The 13,143-nt window shown below is 71.4% G+C and carries 15 protein-coding genes; 8 read left to right on the top strand and 7 right to left on the bottom strand.

Annotated features, from left to right (window positions below; all coding sequences use genetic code 11):
* Window positions 1-176: 176 nt before the first annotated feature.
* Window positions 177-1,403, bottom strand: a complete 1,227-nt coding sequence (locus tag ACODT5_RS45050; RefSeq protein ID WP_422524665.1) for an aKG-HExxH-type peptide beta-hydroxylase — start codon at window positions 1,401-1,403, stop codon at window positions 177-179.
* 145 nt (window positions 1,404-1,548) lie between these two features.
* Between ACODT5_RS45050 and ACODT5_RS45045 the strand changes: the two genes are divergently transcribed.
* Window positions 1,549-1,734, top strand: a complete 186-nt coding sequence (locus ACODT5_RS45045) for a DUF6104 family protein (protein WP_422524664.1) — start codon at window positions 1,549-1,551, stop codon at window positions 1,732-1,734.
* Between the two features lie 113 nt (window positions 1,735-1,847).
* On the opposite strand, the gene sodN is transcribed toward ACODT5_RS45045, so the two are convergent.
* On the bottom strand, window positions 1,848-2,243 hold the full coding sequence (gene sodN / locus ACODT5_RS45040) for a superoxide dismutase, Ni (protein WP_030709803.1): 396 nt from the start codon (window positions 2,241-2,243) through the stop codon (window positions 1,848-1,850).
* 271 nt (window positions 2,244-2,514) lie between these two features.
* On the opposite strand from sodN, the gene sodX reads away from it, so the two are divergent.
* Window positions 2,515-2,904: a nickel-type superoxide dismutase maturation protease gene (gene sodX, locus ACODT5_RS45035; protein ID WP_422525248.1), complete on the top strand. Its 390-nt coding sequence runs from the start codon at window positions 2,515-2,517 to the stop codon at window positions 2,902-2,904.
* Here sodX and ACODT5_RS45030 read toward each other — a convergent pair.
* Window positions 2,808-3,437 (bottom strand): CGNR zinc finger domain-containing protein, encoded by a 630-nt coding sequence (locus tag ACODT5_RS45030; RefSeq protein WP_385369336.1) that lies wholly within the window; start codon window positions 3,435-3,437, stop codon window positions 2,808-2,810. The two genes, sodX and ACODT5_RS45030, sit on opposite strands and share 97 nt — an antisense overlap.
* A gap of 79 nt (window positions 3,438-3,516) precedes the next feature.
* On the opposite strand from ACODT5_RS45030, the gene ACODT5_RS45025 reads away from it, so the two are divergent.
* Entirely contained in the window at window positions 3,517-4,311 is a 795-nt protein-coding gene (locus ACODT5_RS45025; protein ID WP_422524663.1) for a class I SAM-dependent methyltransferase, read from the top strand.
* Window positions 4,312-4,393: 82 nt separating this feature from the next.
* Here ACODT5_RS45025 and ACODT5_RS45020 read toward each other — a convergent pair whose 3' ends face one another.
* The 3 genes from ACODT5_RS45020 to ACODT5_RS45010 are packed head-to-tail and all read right to left on the bottom strand — an operon-like array spanning window position 4,394 to window position 7,101.
* Complete coding sequence (locus ACODT5_RS45020; protein ID WP_422524662.1) at window positions 4,394-5,161, bottom strand: amino acid ABC transporter ATP-binding protein; 768 nt, start codon at window positions 5,159-5,161, stop codon at window positions 4,394-4,396.
* Window positions 5,161-6,102 (bottom strand): amino acid ABC transporter permease, encoded by a 942-nt coding sequence (locus tag ACODT5_RS45015; RefSeq protein ID WP_422524661.1) that lies wholly within the window; start codon window positions 6,100-6,102, stop codon window positions 5,161-5,163. The genes ACODT5_RS45020 and ACODT5_RS45015 overlap by 1 nt, the downstream gene beginning before the upstream one ends.
* A gap of 39 nt (window positions 6,103-6,141) precedes the next feature.
* Window positions 6,142-7,101, bottom strand: a complete 960-nt coding sequence (locus ACODT5_RS45010; RefSeq protein ID WP_422524660.1) for an ABC transporter substrate-binding protein — start codon at window positions 7,099-7,101, stop codon at window positions 6,142-6,144.
* Between the two features lie 525 nt (window positions 7,102-7,626).
* Between ACODT5_RS45010 and ACODT5_RS45005 the strand changes: the two genes are divergently transcribed.
* The 5 genes from ACODT5_RS45005 to ACODT5_RS44985 all read left to right on the top strand — a co-directional run bounded on the left by ACODT5_RS45005 (window position 7,627) and on the right by ACODT5_RS44985 (window position 12,143).
* Window positions 7,627-8,829 carry an NAD(P)-dependent malic enzyme gene (locus tag ACODT5_RS45005; RefSeq protein WP_389691425.1) on the top strand — a complete coding sequence of 401 codons (1,203 nt, stop codon included), beginning with the start codon at window positions 7,627-7,629 and terminating at the stop codon, window positions 8,827-8,829.
* Window positions 8,830-9,215: 386 nt separating this feature from the next.
* Entirely contained in the window at window positions 9,216-10,178 is a 963-nt protein-coding gene (locus tag ACODT5_RS45000; RefSeq protein WP_422524659.1) for a zinc-binding dehydrogenase, read from the top strand.
* An 80-nt stretch (window positions 10,179-10,258) separates the two neighbouring features.
* Window positions 10,259-10,468, top strand: coding sequence for a helix-turn-helix domain-containing protein (locus ACODT5_RS44995; protein WP_243336126.1), 210 nt, complete (start codon window positions 10,259-10,261; stop codon window positions 10,466-10,468).
* Window positions 10,468-10,980 carry a Clp protease N-terminal domain-containing protein gene (locus ACODT5_RS44990; protein WP_422524658.1) on the top strand — a complete coding sequence of 171 codons (513 nt, stop codon included), beginning with the start codon at window positions 10,468-10,470 and terminating at the stop codon, window positions 10,978-10,980. The genes ACODT5_RS44995 and ACODT5_RS44990 overlap by 1 nt, the downstream gene beginning before the upstream one ends.
* 104 nt (window positions 10,981-11,084) lie before the next feature.
* On the top strand, window positions 11,085-12,143 hold the full coding sequence (locus ACODT5_RS44985) for an ALF repeat-containing protein (RefSeq protein ID WP_422524657.1): 1,059 nt from the start codon (window positions 11,085-11,087) through the stop codon (window positions 12,141-12,143).
* Between the two features lie 82 nt (window positions 12,144-12,225).
* Here the strand turns inward: ACODT5_RS44985 and ACODT5_RS44980 are convergent, their stop codons facing one another.
* Window positions 12,226-13,143, bottom strand: coding sequence for a PadR family transcriptional regulator (locus tag ACODT5_RS44980; protein ID WP_422524656.1), 918 nt, complete (start codon window positions 13,141-13,143; stop codon window positions 12,226-12,228).

Raw genomic sequence — 13,143 nt, 5'->3', positions numbered from 1 at the left:
CCGCCCCAGACCCCGCGCCTCAAACGCCGGCGGGGCTGGATATATCCAGCCCCGCCGGCGTTTGAGGCGATCTTTTCAGCCCCGCCGGCGTTTGAGGCGCGGGTCCGGGCAGCGCCCGGGGAACGGTGGAAGGGCGGGTAGGGGACCTCGCCCCGCGCAGCGGCAGCCCCGAGGCGTCAGCCGGACGCGTACGGGGCCAGGTTCGGGTGCGCCGCGCACCACGCGGCCCGGTCGTGCTCCACCGCCGCGCGGGCCACCGCGTACCGGGACCCCGGCGCCGGCACCCCGTCCATCCCCCGCTCCGCGACAGCCATCGCCCCGACGAACACCCGCCCCGCGGCGGTGAGTTCCGGGCAGGCGTCCAGGACGGGCAGCACCGCCGCCACCTGAGCCCGCACCCGCGCGTGCTGCGCCCAGGCCCCCCTGGCCCCGTAGAGCGCCGCGCGCTGCCAGTAGCCCGCCAGCCCGAGATGCGCGTACGCGCCCCGCAGGAGCCCCTCCAGCGGCCGTGGATCGGCCCGCCAGGGCGCCCAGTACCGTGCCGAGCCGTCGGCGGTGTGCAGCGGGAGCGCCTCCGCGAGGGCCGCCAGCTTCCCCTGCTGCACCTCGAACACCAGGGTCGCGGCCAGCGCGGGCGGCGGCTGCGCCCGCGCCAGGACGGAACCCGCCGCCGCGGGCATGGTCCCGCCGTAGGACCGGGAGCTGCCGGACAGCGGGACCACGCAGCGCAGCAGCAGCCCGGCCTCCTCCGCGCGGGCGGTGTCGTAGCGCCGCAGCAGCGTGAGGGCTCCGGACCACTGGGTGTCCCAGCGCTTGTGCCCCTTGGGGGTGAGCCGGCGGGCGGCGGGCACCGTGCCCGGGGCGCGGTACGGGTCCAGGTCGTCCAGGGCGGTCCGCCCGTCGGGCAGCGCGTGCAGGGCCAGCGCCTCCGGGTTGGCCGGGTCCCAGGAGCCCTCGGTCAGGGCGAGCGGCCCCGGCCGGTCCGGGCGCAGCAGTCCGAGGGTGGGCAGGGCGAGGCGTCCGTGCGCGGGCCGCAGCGTGATCTTGAAGCCGATCCCGGCGCGCAGCGCGGCGGCGGCGGCGAGCGCCCCGAGGTGTCCGAGGTCGGCGGGCGGCCCGTGCCGCGTGCGCAGCCGGCGCAGCGTCTCCTCGGCCCACACCCCGGTGGCCGGATAGTGCACCACGTCGGCCACCGCACCGGGGTTCCGGCGCCCGGCCTCCTCCAGCAGGGCCCAGCGCTCGGCCGCCTCCCCGGTACGGGCGCCGGGCAGTCGCGCGAGCTCCCGCAGCAGCCGCAGCCGCCGGGCCCGCCGTACGCCGCAGACCAGCGCGGTCCCTTCGGCGGACGGCTCGGTGGAACCGAGCGCCCGCAGCACGTCGTCGCTCGGCTCGGGGTGATCCATGCATACCTCCCGCCGCGGACCCTCCATCCCTGCCCTGGAGAGGGGCTCCGTGAACGGCGGAAAGCGGTCAGGTCCGGCCGCGGCGGGCCGACGGATTATCCTGACGGGACACACCCGAACACCCGACCACCGCACGGAGCCCGACTTGTACTTCACCGATCGCGGCATCGAGGAGCTGGAGAAGCGGCGCGGCGAGGAGGAGGTCACCTTCGAGTGGCTCGCCGAGCAGCTGCGCGCCTTCGTCGACCTGAACCCGGACTTCGAGGTCCCGGTGGAACGCCTCGCGACCTGGCTGGCCCGCTTGGACGACGAGGACGACGAGGACGAGTAGGACGCTCCGCCCGCGCAGGACGCGCGGCACGACGAAGGGGCCCGACCGCACGTGCGGTCGGGCCCCTTCGTCATCGTCCCGCGGGACAAGGCCGATCAGGCTGGTGAGCCGGATCAGGCGGCCTTGGTCTCCCAGAAGATGCGGTCGATCTCGGCGATGAGCTCCAGCGCCTTGGCGCCGGTCGCCGGGTCGTTCGACGCCTTGGCGGCCGAGAGGGCCTTCAGGGTGTCGTTGACCAGGGTGTGCAGCTGCGGGTACTTCTCAAAGTGCGGCGGCTTGAAGTAGTCGCTCCACAGCACGGAAACGTGGTGCTTCGCGAGCTCGGCGCGCTGCTCCTTGATGGTGATGGCGCGCGCGCGGAAGTCGGCGTCGTCGTTGGCCTGGTACTTCTCCTGCACGGCCTTGACGGACTCGGCCTCGATGCGGGCCTGGGCAGGGTCGTACACGCCGCACGGAAGATCGCAGTGGGCGGAGACCTTCGCCTTGGGGGCGAAGAGGCGGGAAAGCATGGAGTTTGTCCTCCTCGTGATCGTCTTCTCAAAGGGGAGATTACTCCGTGAGAAAGACGATTTCGCGGGCGCCCCCGTGGGGTTGGGACAAAAGTCCAGGGGTGTGCCCGGGCCGGTGACCGAATGTACGGAAGAGTGCGGCAGCATGCGGGGTGGCACGAACAGTGGACGAGGACGGTCAAGGAGATCACGGATGGCGGGGAGCACGCGCTCGCGCGGCCGGACGCGGGAGTGGGAATCGCCCTTGAAGCAGATCGGCACCGTGGAGGTGATGGGCCCCTCGATGGCGCCGACCCTGGAGAACGGGGACCAGGTGCTGGTCCGCTACGGGGCCCCCGTGCGGCCGGGTCACGTGGTGGTGCTGCGCCACCCGTTCCAGCAGGACCTGCTGGTCGTCAAGCGGGCGGTGGAGCGGCGCCCGGGCGGCTGGTGGGTGCTGGGCGACAACCCGTACAACGAGACGGGCGACAGCACGGACTACGGGGCGGTCCCCGACGAGCTCGTGCTGGCGACCGCGGTGGTCCGCTTCCGGCCGCGCCCCCGGCCGGAGCACGCGCGGGAGGGTCAGCGCTCGCTGAGGGCGTGGCTCTCCTGGGCTTCCTCGGCGCTGCGCCCGCTGCGGGCGGACTCCTCGGCCTCCAGGCGCTTGCGGGCGCGGTAGGCGGCGACGTTGGCGCGCGTGGCGCACCGGTCGGAGCAGTACCGCCGGGAGCGGTTGGTGGAGGTGTCGAGGTAGGCGTTGCGGCAGGGCGGGGCCTGGCAGAGGCCGAGCCGGTCCGGGCCGTGCTCGGTGAGGTGGAAGGCCAGCCCGAAGCACGCGATCGCGGCGTAGCCGGCGGAGGCGTTGGAGGGGTGGTCGGCCAGGTGGATGTGCCAGTTCGGGCCGCCGTGCTCACCGATCGTCTCGTGCCCGGAGACCTGGGGGCTGACCGGGAACTCCATGAGCAGGGAGTTCAGCAGGTCGACGGCGAGGACGTGGTCTCCGCCGTCGGCGGCCTCGAAGACAGTGCGCAGCCGGCCGCGGACGTTGCGGAAGCGGGTGACGTCACCGTCCGTGACCCGGCGGGCCATCTGCACGCTGGCCCCGAAGAGGGCGCGGACGGCGTCCACGGAGGTCAGCGAGTCCTTGTTGCGGGCCGGCTCCTCGGTGTTGACCAGGCGCACGGCGTAGTCCGAGTAATGGGCCAGTTCCACTTGTAGTCCTTACGGCTGCGGATTAGTGTCTCCGGTAACGGCTGAGACATGTTCGAGGGTATTACGCATGGAGGCATTCGTGGCGGATACAGCACGCTCCGATACGGCAGCACGTTCCGGTACGGCAGCACCGTCCGACTGGCAGGCCTGGCAGGACAGCTGGGACCGGCAGCAGGAGTGGTACATGCCGGACCGCGAGGAGCGGTTCCGGGTGATGCTGGACATGGTGGAGGCGCTGGTCGGCACCGCCCCCCGGGTGCTCGATCTCGCGTGCGGTACGGGAAGTATCACGGACCGCGTCCTCAAGCGGTTCCCGCAATCCACCAGTACGGGAGTCGATCTCGACCCCGCCCTGTTGACGATCGCCCGGGGCCACTTCGCGGGCGACCCCCGCGTCACCTTCGTGACCGCCGACCTCAAGGACCCCGAGTGGCGCTCGGCCCTCCCCCACGGCTCCTTCGACGCGATCCTGACGGCCACCGCCCTGCACTGGCTGCCCAGTGAGGACCTCGCCGTCCTCTACGGGCAGCTCCCGTCCCTGCTGCGCACCGGCGGGGTGTTCATGAACGCCGACCACATGCCCGACCCCGCCACCCCGCGGATCAACGCCGCCGAGCGCGCCCACCGGCACGGCGGCATGGACCGGGCGAAGGAGGCCGGGGCGCTGGACTGGCGCGAGTGGTGGGAGCTCGCGGCCGCCGACCCGGCGCTCGCCGAGCCGACGAAGGCCCGCTACGAGATCTACGGCGAGCACGCCGACGGGGACACCCCGCCGGAGTCCTGGCACGCGGCCACGCTGCGCGGCGCCGGCTTCGCGGAGGCCCGTACGGTCTGGCGCTCGCCCTCCGACGGGCTGGTGCTGGCCCTGAAGTAGGCCGGGGCCGGCGCGGGCCGGTCATGCGTGAGGGGCGGTACGGATTCCCGTACCGCCCCTCACGCGTGGAACGCCGCCGCCCTTACAGGACCTTCGAGAGGAAGGCCTTCGTGCGGTCGTGCTGCGGGTTGCCCAGGACCTCGCGCGGGTGGCCGGATTCGACCACGACGCCGCCGTCCATGAAGACGAGGTTGTCCCCGACCTCGCGGGCGAAGCCCATCTCGTGCGTGACCACGATCATGGTCATGCCCGACTCGGCCAGGTCCCGCATGACGTCGAGGACGTCACCGACGAGCTCCGGGTCGAGAGCCGAGGTGGGCTCGTCGAAGAGCATCAGCTTCGGCTCCATCGCCAGCGCCCGGGCGATCGCCACGCGCTGCTGCTGGCCACCCGAAAGCTGGGTCGGGTAGTTGCCGCCCTTGTCGCCCAGGCCCACCCGGTCCAGGAGCTTGACGGCGCGCGCCCGCGCGACCGACTTGCTCTCGCCCTTGACCATGACGGGGGCTTCCATGACGTTCTCTATGGCCGTCATGTGCGGGAAGAGGTTGAAGCGCTGGAAGACCATGCCGATGTCCCGGCGCTGCGCCGCGACCTCGCTGTCCTTCAGCTCGTAGAGCTTGTCGCCCTTCTGCCGGTAGCCCACCAGGCGGCCGTCGACGTACAGCTTTCCGGCGTTGATCTGCTCCAGGTGGTTGATGCACCGCAGGAACGTCGACTTGCCGGAGCCGGACGGGCCGACCAGGCAGAACACCTCACGAGGGGCGACCTCCAGGTCGATGCCCTTGAGGATGTGCGCGGGTCCGTAGGACTTGTGGACGCCTTCGGCCTTCACCATGGCAGTCGAAGTCATCAGGCCACCGCCTTGCGGTTCGAGAAGCGGGAGAGGTTCGCCTTGATCTTCTGCAGCGGGGTGTCCGGCAGGGATCGCAGCGAGCCGCGCGCGTAGCGGCGCTCCAGGTAGTACTGGCCGACGCTGAACACACTGGTCAGGACGAGGTACCAGATCGACGCGACGAAGAACATCTCCATCACCGCGAACGAGGTCGACGCGATGTCCTGGGCCGCGCGCAGCAGCTCGGGATACTGCACGGCGACCACCAGCGAGGAGGTCTTCAGCATGTTGATGAACTCGTTGCCCGACGGCGGCACGATCACCCGCATCGCCTGCGGCAGCACGATCCGGCGCATGGTCTGCGTCCGGGTCATGCCCAGCGCGTGCGAGGCCTCGCTCTGGCCCTCGTCGACCGACTGGATGCCGGCACGGACGATCTCCGCCATGTACGCGCCCTCGTTCAGGCCGAGCCCGAGGAGGGCGGCCAGGAACGGGGTCATGACCTGGGTCATCTCGTCCTTGTAGAACCCCAGGTTCAGCACCGGGAAGATCAGCGCGAGGTTGAACCAGATCAGGAGCTGCACGTACACCGGGGTGCCGCGGAAGAACCAGATGTAGAACCAGGCGATGGTGCTGGTCACCGGGTTCTTCGAGAGCCGCATCACCGCGAACAGGACACCGAGCACCAGGCCCAGCGCCATCGAGGCGACGCTGATCCAGATGGTGTTGAACATGCCCCGGATGATGGTCGGGTCGAACAGCTTCTCCGGCACGGTCGCCCAGCGGACGTTGCCCTGCGAGAACGCGATGGCGAGCATCGCGACCAGGCCGATGACGACCAGGGCGCTGACCCAGCGGCCGTAGTGACGGACCGGAATGGCCTTGATCGCCTCGGGGGGGATGGCCCCGGCCGGCGGGGTGTCCGCCGGGCCCGGGACCTTGTCGAGCTTGTCAGTCACAGTGACTGCCCTTCAGTGTGCTGCGGTGGTGCGCGGAGATCAGGAGCCTGCGTTGATCTTGGCCTCGGTCACGGCACCGGAGCCCGCGTTCCACTTGTCCAGGGCTGCCTTGTACGAGCCGTCCTTGATGATCGCGTCGAGGGCGGCCTTGAGCGCGTCGCGCAGCTCGGCGTTCTTCTTGTCCACGGCGATGCCGAAGAGACCGGCGTCGGTCGGGTTGGCGATGGCCTCGAAGTCGTTGCCGCCACCGGCGGTCTGCGCGATGTACGCGGCGACCGGGGAGTCGTTGAGGTCGGCCACGGCGCCGCCGGCCTTCACGCGGGTCTGGGCCTCGGCGTCGGTCGGGAAGGCCTCGATGGAGATCTCGCCCTTGCCGGCCGTCTTGCACTTCTCGGACTGGTCCTTGGCGGACTGCTCGTACGTGGTGCCGCGCTGGACGGCGACCTTCTTGCCGCAGAGGTCGTCGAGGGTCTTGATCCCGTCCGGGTTGCCCTTCTTGACCAGGATGCCGGTCGAGGCGCTGAAGTAGTCGACGAAGTCGACGCCCGCACCGGTCTTGGCGCCCTTGTCGTCCAGGCCCTCCTGACGGGCCTTGGTGTCGGTGAGCGAGGACATGACCACGTCGCTGCGGCCCGTCTGCATGCTGCCGATCAGGGTGTCGAAGGTGCCCGACTCGAACTTGAAGGTGACGCCCAGCTGCTTGCCGAGCGCCTCCGCGATGCCCGGGTCGACGCCGACGATCTTGCCGCCCTCGGTGAACTCCATCGGCGCGTACGTGGCGTCCGTGCCGACCTTGATGACGCCCGCGTCCTGGATCTTCTTCGGCAGCTTGGCGAACAGCGGGGCGGCGTTCGCCTTGCCCGACGGCGTCGCGGTGGAAGCCTTGTCCGTCTGGTCTCCACAGCCGGTGAGGATCAGGGCGCCGGCGACCGCGATCGCGCCGACCGCGGCGATCCGGGACCGGGCGGCGGTCGTACGGCGGGTGGTGCTTGCGGTCATGAGCTGGTTCCTCCGGCAGGTGGAAAGCATCGAAAAGCGGTCGGGCACGCCCCATCGAGTGTCGCGACCTTGTGTGATTAGGGGCATCTTGCCATTCGGACTGAGTCATTCAGGCAGCCCGTCAGGTCAAAATCGGATAACGGCAGCCGCTTCGTACCCAACAGGACTGCGGACAAGGCCCCTCAGAGCCGCACGAACGGCCGTGACCTGGGCCTTTTGCCGCACTTTTTGCGGCGCGTCTCGCCCATCGGACACAGAGGTTTGGACTTTTCGCCAAAACCGTGACAAGAGGCTTATGGTCGAGCGGGAATCGACTCGTCTGGGTGAGTGTTCTTCGGGTAGAACAGATCCTTACACCCCTCATCCGGGGCTCAGGGCGCGCGTGCGGCGCGCCCGCGCGTACGAACCTCCCCTTCGCGGAGACGGGCCTATCAACCGTCGCCGTGAAGACGGACGCGGTGCCCGCCCACCCCTTAACCAGGAGTGGCCACCCTCAACGATTCAAAGACATAAGGGGTTAAGACAGTGGCAGCGGAGATCGTCAATCCTCGCAGCGACAGCGTGACGGACAACAACCCGGATGCGGTGTTCGCGCTGCACCGGGGCGGCAAGATGGCCATCGTGGCCACCGTGCCGGTCCACAACAAGGACGACCTGTCCCTGGCGTACACGCCCGGCGTTGCGAAGGTCTGCAGCGCCATTGCCGAGCAGCCCGAGCTCGTGAACGAGTACACCTGGAAGTCCAACGTGGTCGCCGTCGTCACCGACGGTACGGCCGTGCTCGGACTCGGTGACATCGGGCCCGAGGCCTCCCTCCCCGTGATGGAGGGCAAGGCCATTCTCTTCAAGCAGTTCGGTGGCGTCGACGCGGTTCCGATCGCGCTCGCCACCAAGGACACGGACGAGATCATCGAGACCGTGATCCGCCTCGCGCCGTCCTTCGGAGGGGTGAACCTCGAGGACATCTCGGCGCCCCGCTGCTTCGAGATCGAGCGCCGCCTCCAGGAGGCGCTGGACATCCCGATCTTCCACGACGACCAGCACGGCACGGCCATCGTGACGCTGGCCGCCATGCGCAACGCCGCGAAGCTGACGGGTCGCACCCTCGCCGACCTGCGCGCCGTGATCTCGGGCGCCGGCGCCGCGGGCATCGCGATCGCCAAGATCCTCGTGGACGCGGGCATCGGCGACGTCTGCGTCACCGACCGCAAGGGCGTCGTCTCCGCCGACCGCTCCGACCTGACGGACGTCAAGGCGGAGATCGCGGGCCTGACGAACAAGACCGGCCAGACCGGTTCCCTGGAGAGCGCCCTCGCGGGCGCGGACGTCTTCATCGGCGTCTCCGGCGGTACGGTCCCCGAGGCCGCGGTGGCGACGATGGCGAAGGACTGCTTCGTCTTCGCCATGGCCAACCCGAACCCGGAGGTCCACCCCGACGTCGCGCACAAGTACGCGGCGGTCGTGGCCACGGGCCGCTCGGACTTCCCGAACCAGATCAACAACGTGCTGGCGTTCCCCGGCATCTTCGCGGGCGCGCTGAAGGTCCGCGCGACCCGGATCACCGAGGGCATGAAGATCGCCGCCGCCGACGCCATCGCCGGCGTCGTGGGTGACGAGCTCGCCGCCGACTACGTGATCCCCTCGCCGTTCGACACCCGCGTCGCCGAGGCCGTCACGGCCGCGGTCGCCGCGGCGGCGAAGGCCGACGGCGTGGCCCGCCTGGCGTAAACGCTGCACCGGCTGTACGAAGTGGGGCCCGACCGAACCATTCGGCCGGGCCCCCCTTCGCGTTTCCACCCCGACGTCCACGCGTGGGCCGACACCGGCCACATCCAGCCCCGCCCCGGGGACACACCCAGCCCCGCCGGCGTTTGAGGCGACCCTTCCAGCCCCGCCGGCGTTTGAGGCGCGGGTCTGGGCGGAGCCCAGGGAACGGTGGAAGGGTGGGTAGGGGACAGCCCCGCAGGGCCCGGCTCCCCCACGGGGTCAGCGGCGGGCCGCTCCGTAGGGCCACCCGGCCAGGGGCGCAGGCCGGATCACCGGAAGCCGGGCCGACCGGGCCGGGCCGGGGGCGGCCCTGGATCCCCGGGCTACCGCCCGGTAGCCTCGCGGCCATGTTCGCTGCCTACGCTGCCCGAATCGACCGTGACCAGCCCCTGAACGGCCTCGTGCTGGGCGACCGCCCCGCCCCCGAGGCCCGCCCCGGCTGGGTGACCGTGAACGTCAAGGCCGCCTCCCTCAACCACCACGACCTGTGGTCGCTACGCGGGGTCGGCCTCGCCGAAGACAAGCTCCCCATGATCCTCGGCTGTGACGCCGCCGGGATCGACCAGGACGGCAACGAGGTCGTCCTGCACTCCGTGATCGGCCAGACCGGCCACGGGGTCGGCCCCGACGAGCCCCGCTCGATCCTGACCGAGCGCTACCAGGGCACCTTCGCCGAGCAGGTCACCGTCCCCGCGTGGAACGTCCTGCGCAAGCCCGCCGAGCTCTCCTTCGAACAGGCCGCCTGCCTGCCCACCGCCTGGCTCACCGCGTACCGGATGCTCTTCACCAACGCAGGCGTCCGCCCCGGCGACTCCGTCCTGGTCCAGGGCGCGGGCGGCGGGGTCGCCACCGCCGCCATCGTCCTCGGCAAGGCCGCCGGCCTGCGGGTCTTCGCGACCAGCCGGGACGAGGCCAAGCGCAAGCGCGCCGTCGAACTGGGCGCCGTGGAGGCCTACGAGCCCGGCGCGCGGCTCCCCCAGCGGGTCGACGCCGTCATCGAGACCGTCGGCGCCGCCACCTGGTCGCACTCGGTCAAGTCCCTGCGTCCCGGCGGCACCCTGGTGATCTCCGGCGCCACCAGCGGGGACCGCCCGGCGCACGCCGAGCTGACCCGGATCTTCTTCCTGGAGCTCAAGGTGGTCGGGTCGACGATGGGCTCGAAGGACGAGCTGGAGGACCTGCTGTCCTTCTGCGCGGCGACCGGGGTGCGCCCCGTGATCGACGAGACGCTGCCGCTGGACCGGGCCCGCGAGGGCTTCGCGAAGCTGGAGTCGGGCGACCTCTTCGGCAAGATCGTCCTCACCGTCTAGCCGCGGGAGCCTCCGACGCCACCGCTGCCGATGTCAATGTGGGTTGACACCCTCCCGTGCGTCAACCTACATTGACATCCATGACGGAAGCTACCGATCTGGCCGAGCGCGCCGGCGACCGCGATCCCCGCGTGGGCCTGCGCGCCGTGGCCGCCCTCCGACGACTGCTGGAGCAGCTGGAGGCCGTACAAGTACGCGGGGCCCGCGCGCAGGGCTGGTCCTGGCAGGAGATCGCGGCCGAGCTGGGCGTCAGCCGGCAGGCCGTACACAAGAAGCACGGGAGGCTCTGATGTTCGAACGCTTCACCCGGGACGCCCGCTCCGCCGTGACGGGCGCGGTCGCCGAGGCCGAGCGGACCGGGGCCCAGCGCGTCGGCGAGGAGCACCTGCTCCTCTCGCTGCTGGCCCTGGGCGCGCTCGACCCCCTGGGCCTCGACCGGACCGCGATCTGCGACGACCTGGCGGCGGCCCGCCGCCGGGGCGGGATGTCCAAGGCCGACGAGGAAGCCCTCGCGGGCCTCGGCATCGACCTCACGGAGATCGTCTCCCGCATCGAGGAGACCCACGGCGAGGGCGCCCTGTCGGCCCCGGCCCCCCGGAGCCGCTCCGGCCGCACCCGCTTCACCCCGGGCGCCAAGAAGGTCCTGGAGCAGTCCCTGCGCATCGCCCTGGGCCGCAAGGACCGGCACATCTCCACGCTCCACCTGCTCCTCTCCCTGCTCTCCCGCCCCGGCACGCCCGCCGAGGTCCTCGCGGACCACGGGGTCACCTATGCGGGAGCCGAGACGGCCCTGGCGGGCTGAGAAGCGGGTCACACTCCCCCACGTTCTTCGATGCGGCGTACAACCATCTGTGCGGTCCACCAGTCATGCACTGCGAAAGAACGTTCTCCACTGGGGGTTTTGCCGTGAAATTGTCCCGGATCGCCGCGGCGGTCACCGTTGCCGCGCTGGCCCCGGCCGTGCTCCTGTCGTCCCCGGCCTTCGCCACCGGCGGAGAATCCACCGTGCCCGCCGGTCCTACGGCTCCCACCGCGCCCGACCAGCCTGCGGAGGTGCAGCCGCCGGTGGTCCAGCCCCCGGCCGAGCAGCCGGACGAGAGCCAGGCCGAGAAGGACCGCAAGACGATCCTCGCGATCATCGCCGACCCGATGGCCAGCGGGCACATGAAGGAAGCGGGCCTCAAGGCCATCGCCGACGGCCCTGCGGCCATGCGCAAGTTCATCGAGACCGACCAGCACTCGATCCGCCTCGACGACTACCGGATCCTGATCCTCCGTCTCCTGGACGGCGCCGGCCCCGGCCTGAAGGAAGGCATCAACGCGGTCCTCAGCGACCACGGCTCGAACCTGGCGAAGCTGCGCCACTTCTACGAGGTCACCCAGCACGAGCTGCGCGACGACGACAACAAGGTCGCCATCTCCAGGCTGATCAACGGCGCCGGCCCCGGCCTGAAGGAAGGCGCCAAGAAGGCGCTCAAGGGCACTCCCGCCGACCGCGTCGAGTTCCTGAAGACGGGCCAGCACCAGCTGCGCGACCAGGACAACCGGGTCGCGATCGCACAGATCATCGACGGCGGCGGCCCCGAACTGGTCAAGGCGGGCCGTGCGGCGCTCGACGGCACGCCCGCCGACCGCGTCGAGTTCCTGAAGACGGGCCAGCACGAGGCACGCGCCAAGGACAAGAAGGCCCAGGAGGACAAGGACAAGGAGGAGGGGAAGCAGCCGGACCAGGTCACCCCGACCCCGACCCCCACTCCCACTCCCGCCCCCGGGTCTTCCGGCGCCGGGACCGGGACCGGTTCCGGGAACTCCGCCGTCACCCCCCAGGGCGGCGGCAGCGGCCCCCTCGCCGCGACCGGCGCCGGTGACACCGGCTGGATCGTGGGCGGTGCGGGCACCGCGCTCGTCGCCGGCGCGGGCCTCCTGCTCGCCACGCGGATGCGGCGCGCCGCCTCCGAGCGCTGACCCGGATCCTCGCCCCGACCGTACGGGGGTCGGTCGCGGCGAGGATCCGAAGGCGACGGCAGAGGCGGCCCAGGCCGACGGCCTAGCCCTGCGAGCCGAGGGCCGAGGCGATGCGGGTGGCCGCCTCCGCCAGGTGGGTACGGGCCTGCGCCAGCTGGTCGTCGCCCATGCCCCGGTCGCGGGCCGCGTCGCGGATGTCGTCGCGGAAGCGGTCCAGCAGCCGGTCCAGGTCACGGGCCGGGTCCCCCGTCGTCGGTACGTCCCGCGCCCAGTCCGGGTCGGGAGCCGACGCCGGGGCGGCCGACGGAGCCGCCGACGGTGCGCCGGGCGCGGTGGACGGCGCCGTCGGGCCGGAGCCGCCGAGCCAGGCTCCCGCCAGGCTGCCCAGGACCCCGCCCGACTTCGCGAACTGCTCCTGCAGCTGGCCGGCGATCCGCTGGACCTCCTCACGGGCCCGCTCCTGCGCCTCCTTGGCCTGCCGGCGTGCCTGCTGGGCCTCTTCGCGGGCCCGGCGGCTCTCGTCCTTCGCCCGGCGCGCCTGTTCCTTCCACTCGGCCTTGGCCTTGCGGAACTCCTCCTTGGCCGCCGTCCAGGACTCGTCCTCCACCTGCGTGGCCGACGCGCTGGCCGCGGCCCGCAGTTCGCGCCGCAGGTCGCCCGCCGCGCCGCTCACGTCGGCGCGGATCTCGGCGGCCAGCTCGGAGACCGAGTCGCGGATCTCCAGCTCCAGGTCGGCCAGTTCGCCGCCGCGGTCGGCCAGTTCGGCGCGGCCCGCGTCGGTGATCGAGTACACCTTGCGCCCGCCTTCGGTCGCGTGCGTGACCAGGCCCTCGGTCTCCAGCTTGGCCAGGCGCGGGTACACCGTGCCCGCGGAGGGCGCGTACAGCCCCTGGAAACGCTCCTCCAGCAGCCGGATCACCTCGTACCCGTGGCGCGGGGCCTCGTCGAGCAGCTTGAGGAGGTAGAGCCGGAGTCGGCCGTGGGCGAAGACGGGCGGCAT

This window comes from Streptomyces tatrensis, from assembly GCF_049310065.1.
GTDB lineage: Bacteria > Actinomycetota > Actinomycetes > Streptomycetales > Streptomycetaceae > Streptomyces.
The sequence above is the reverse complement of the archived record's forward strand: the minus strand, read 5'-3'. Positions and strand labels throughout refer to the sequence as shown.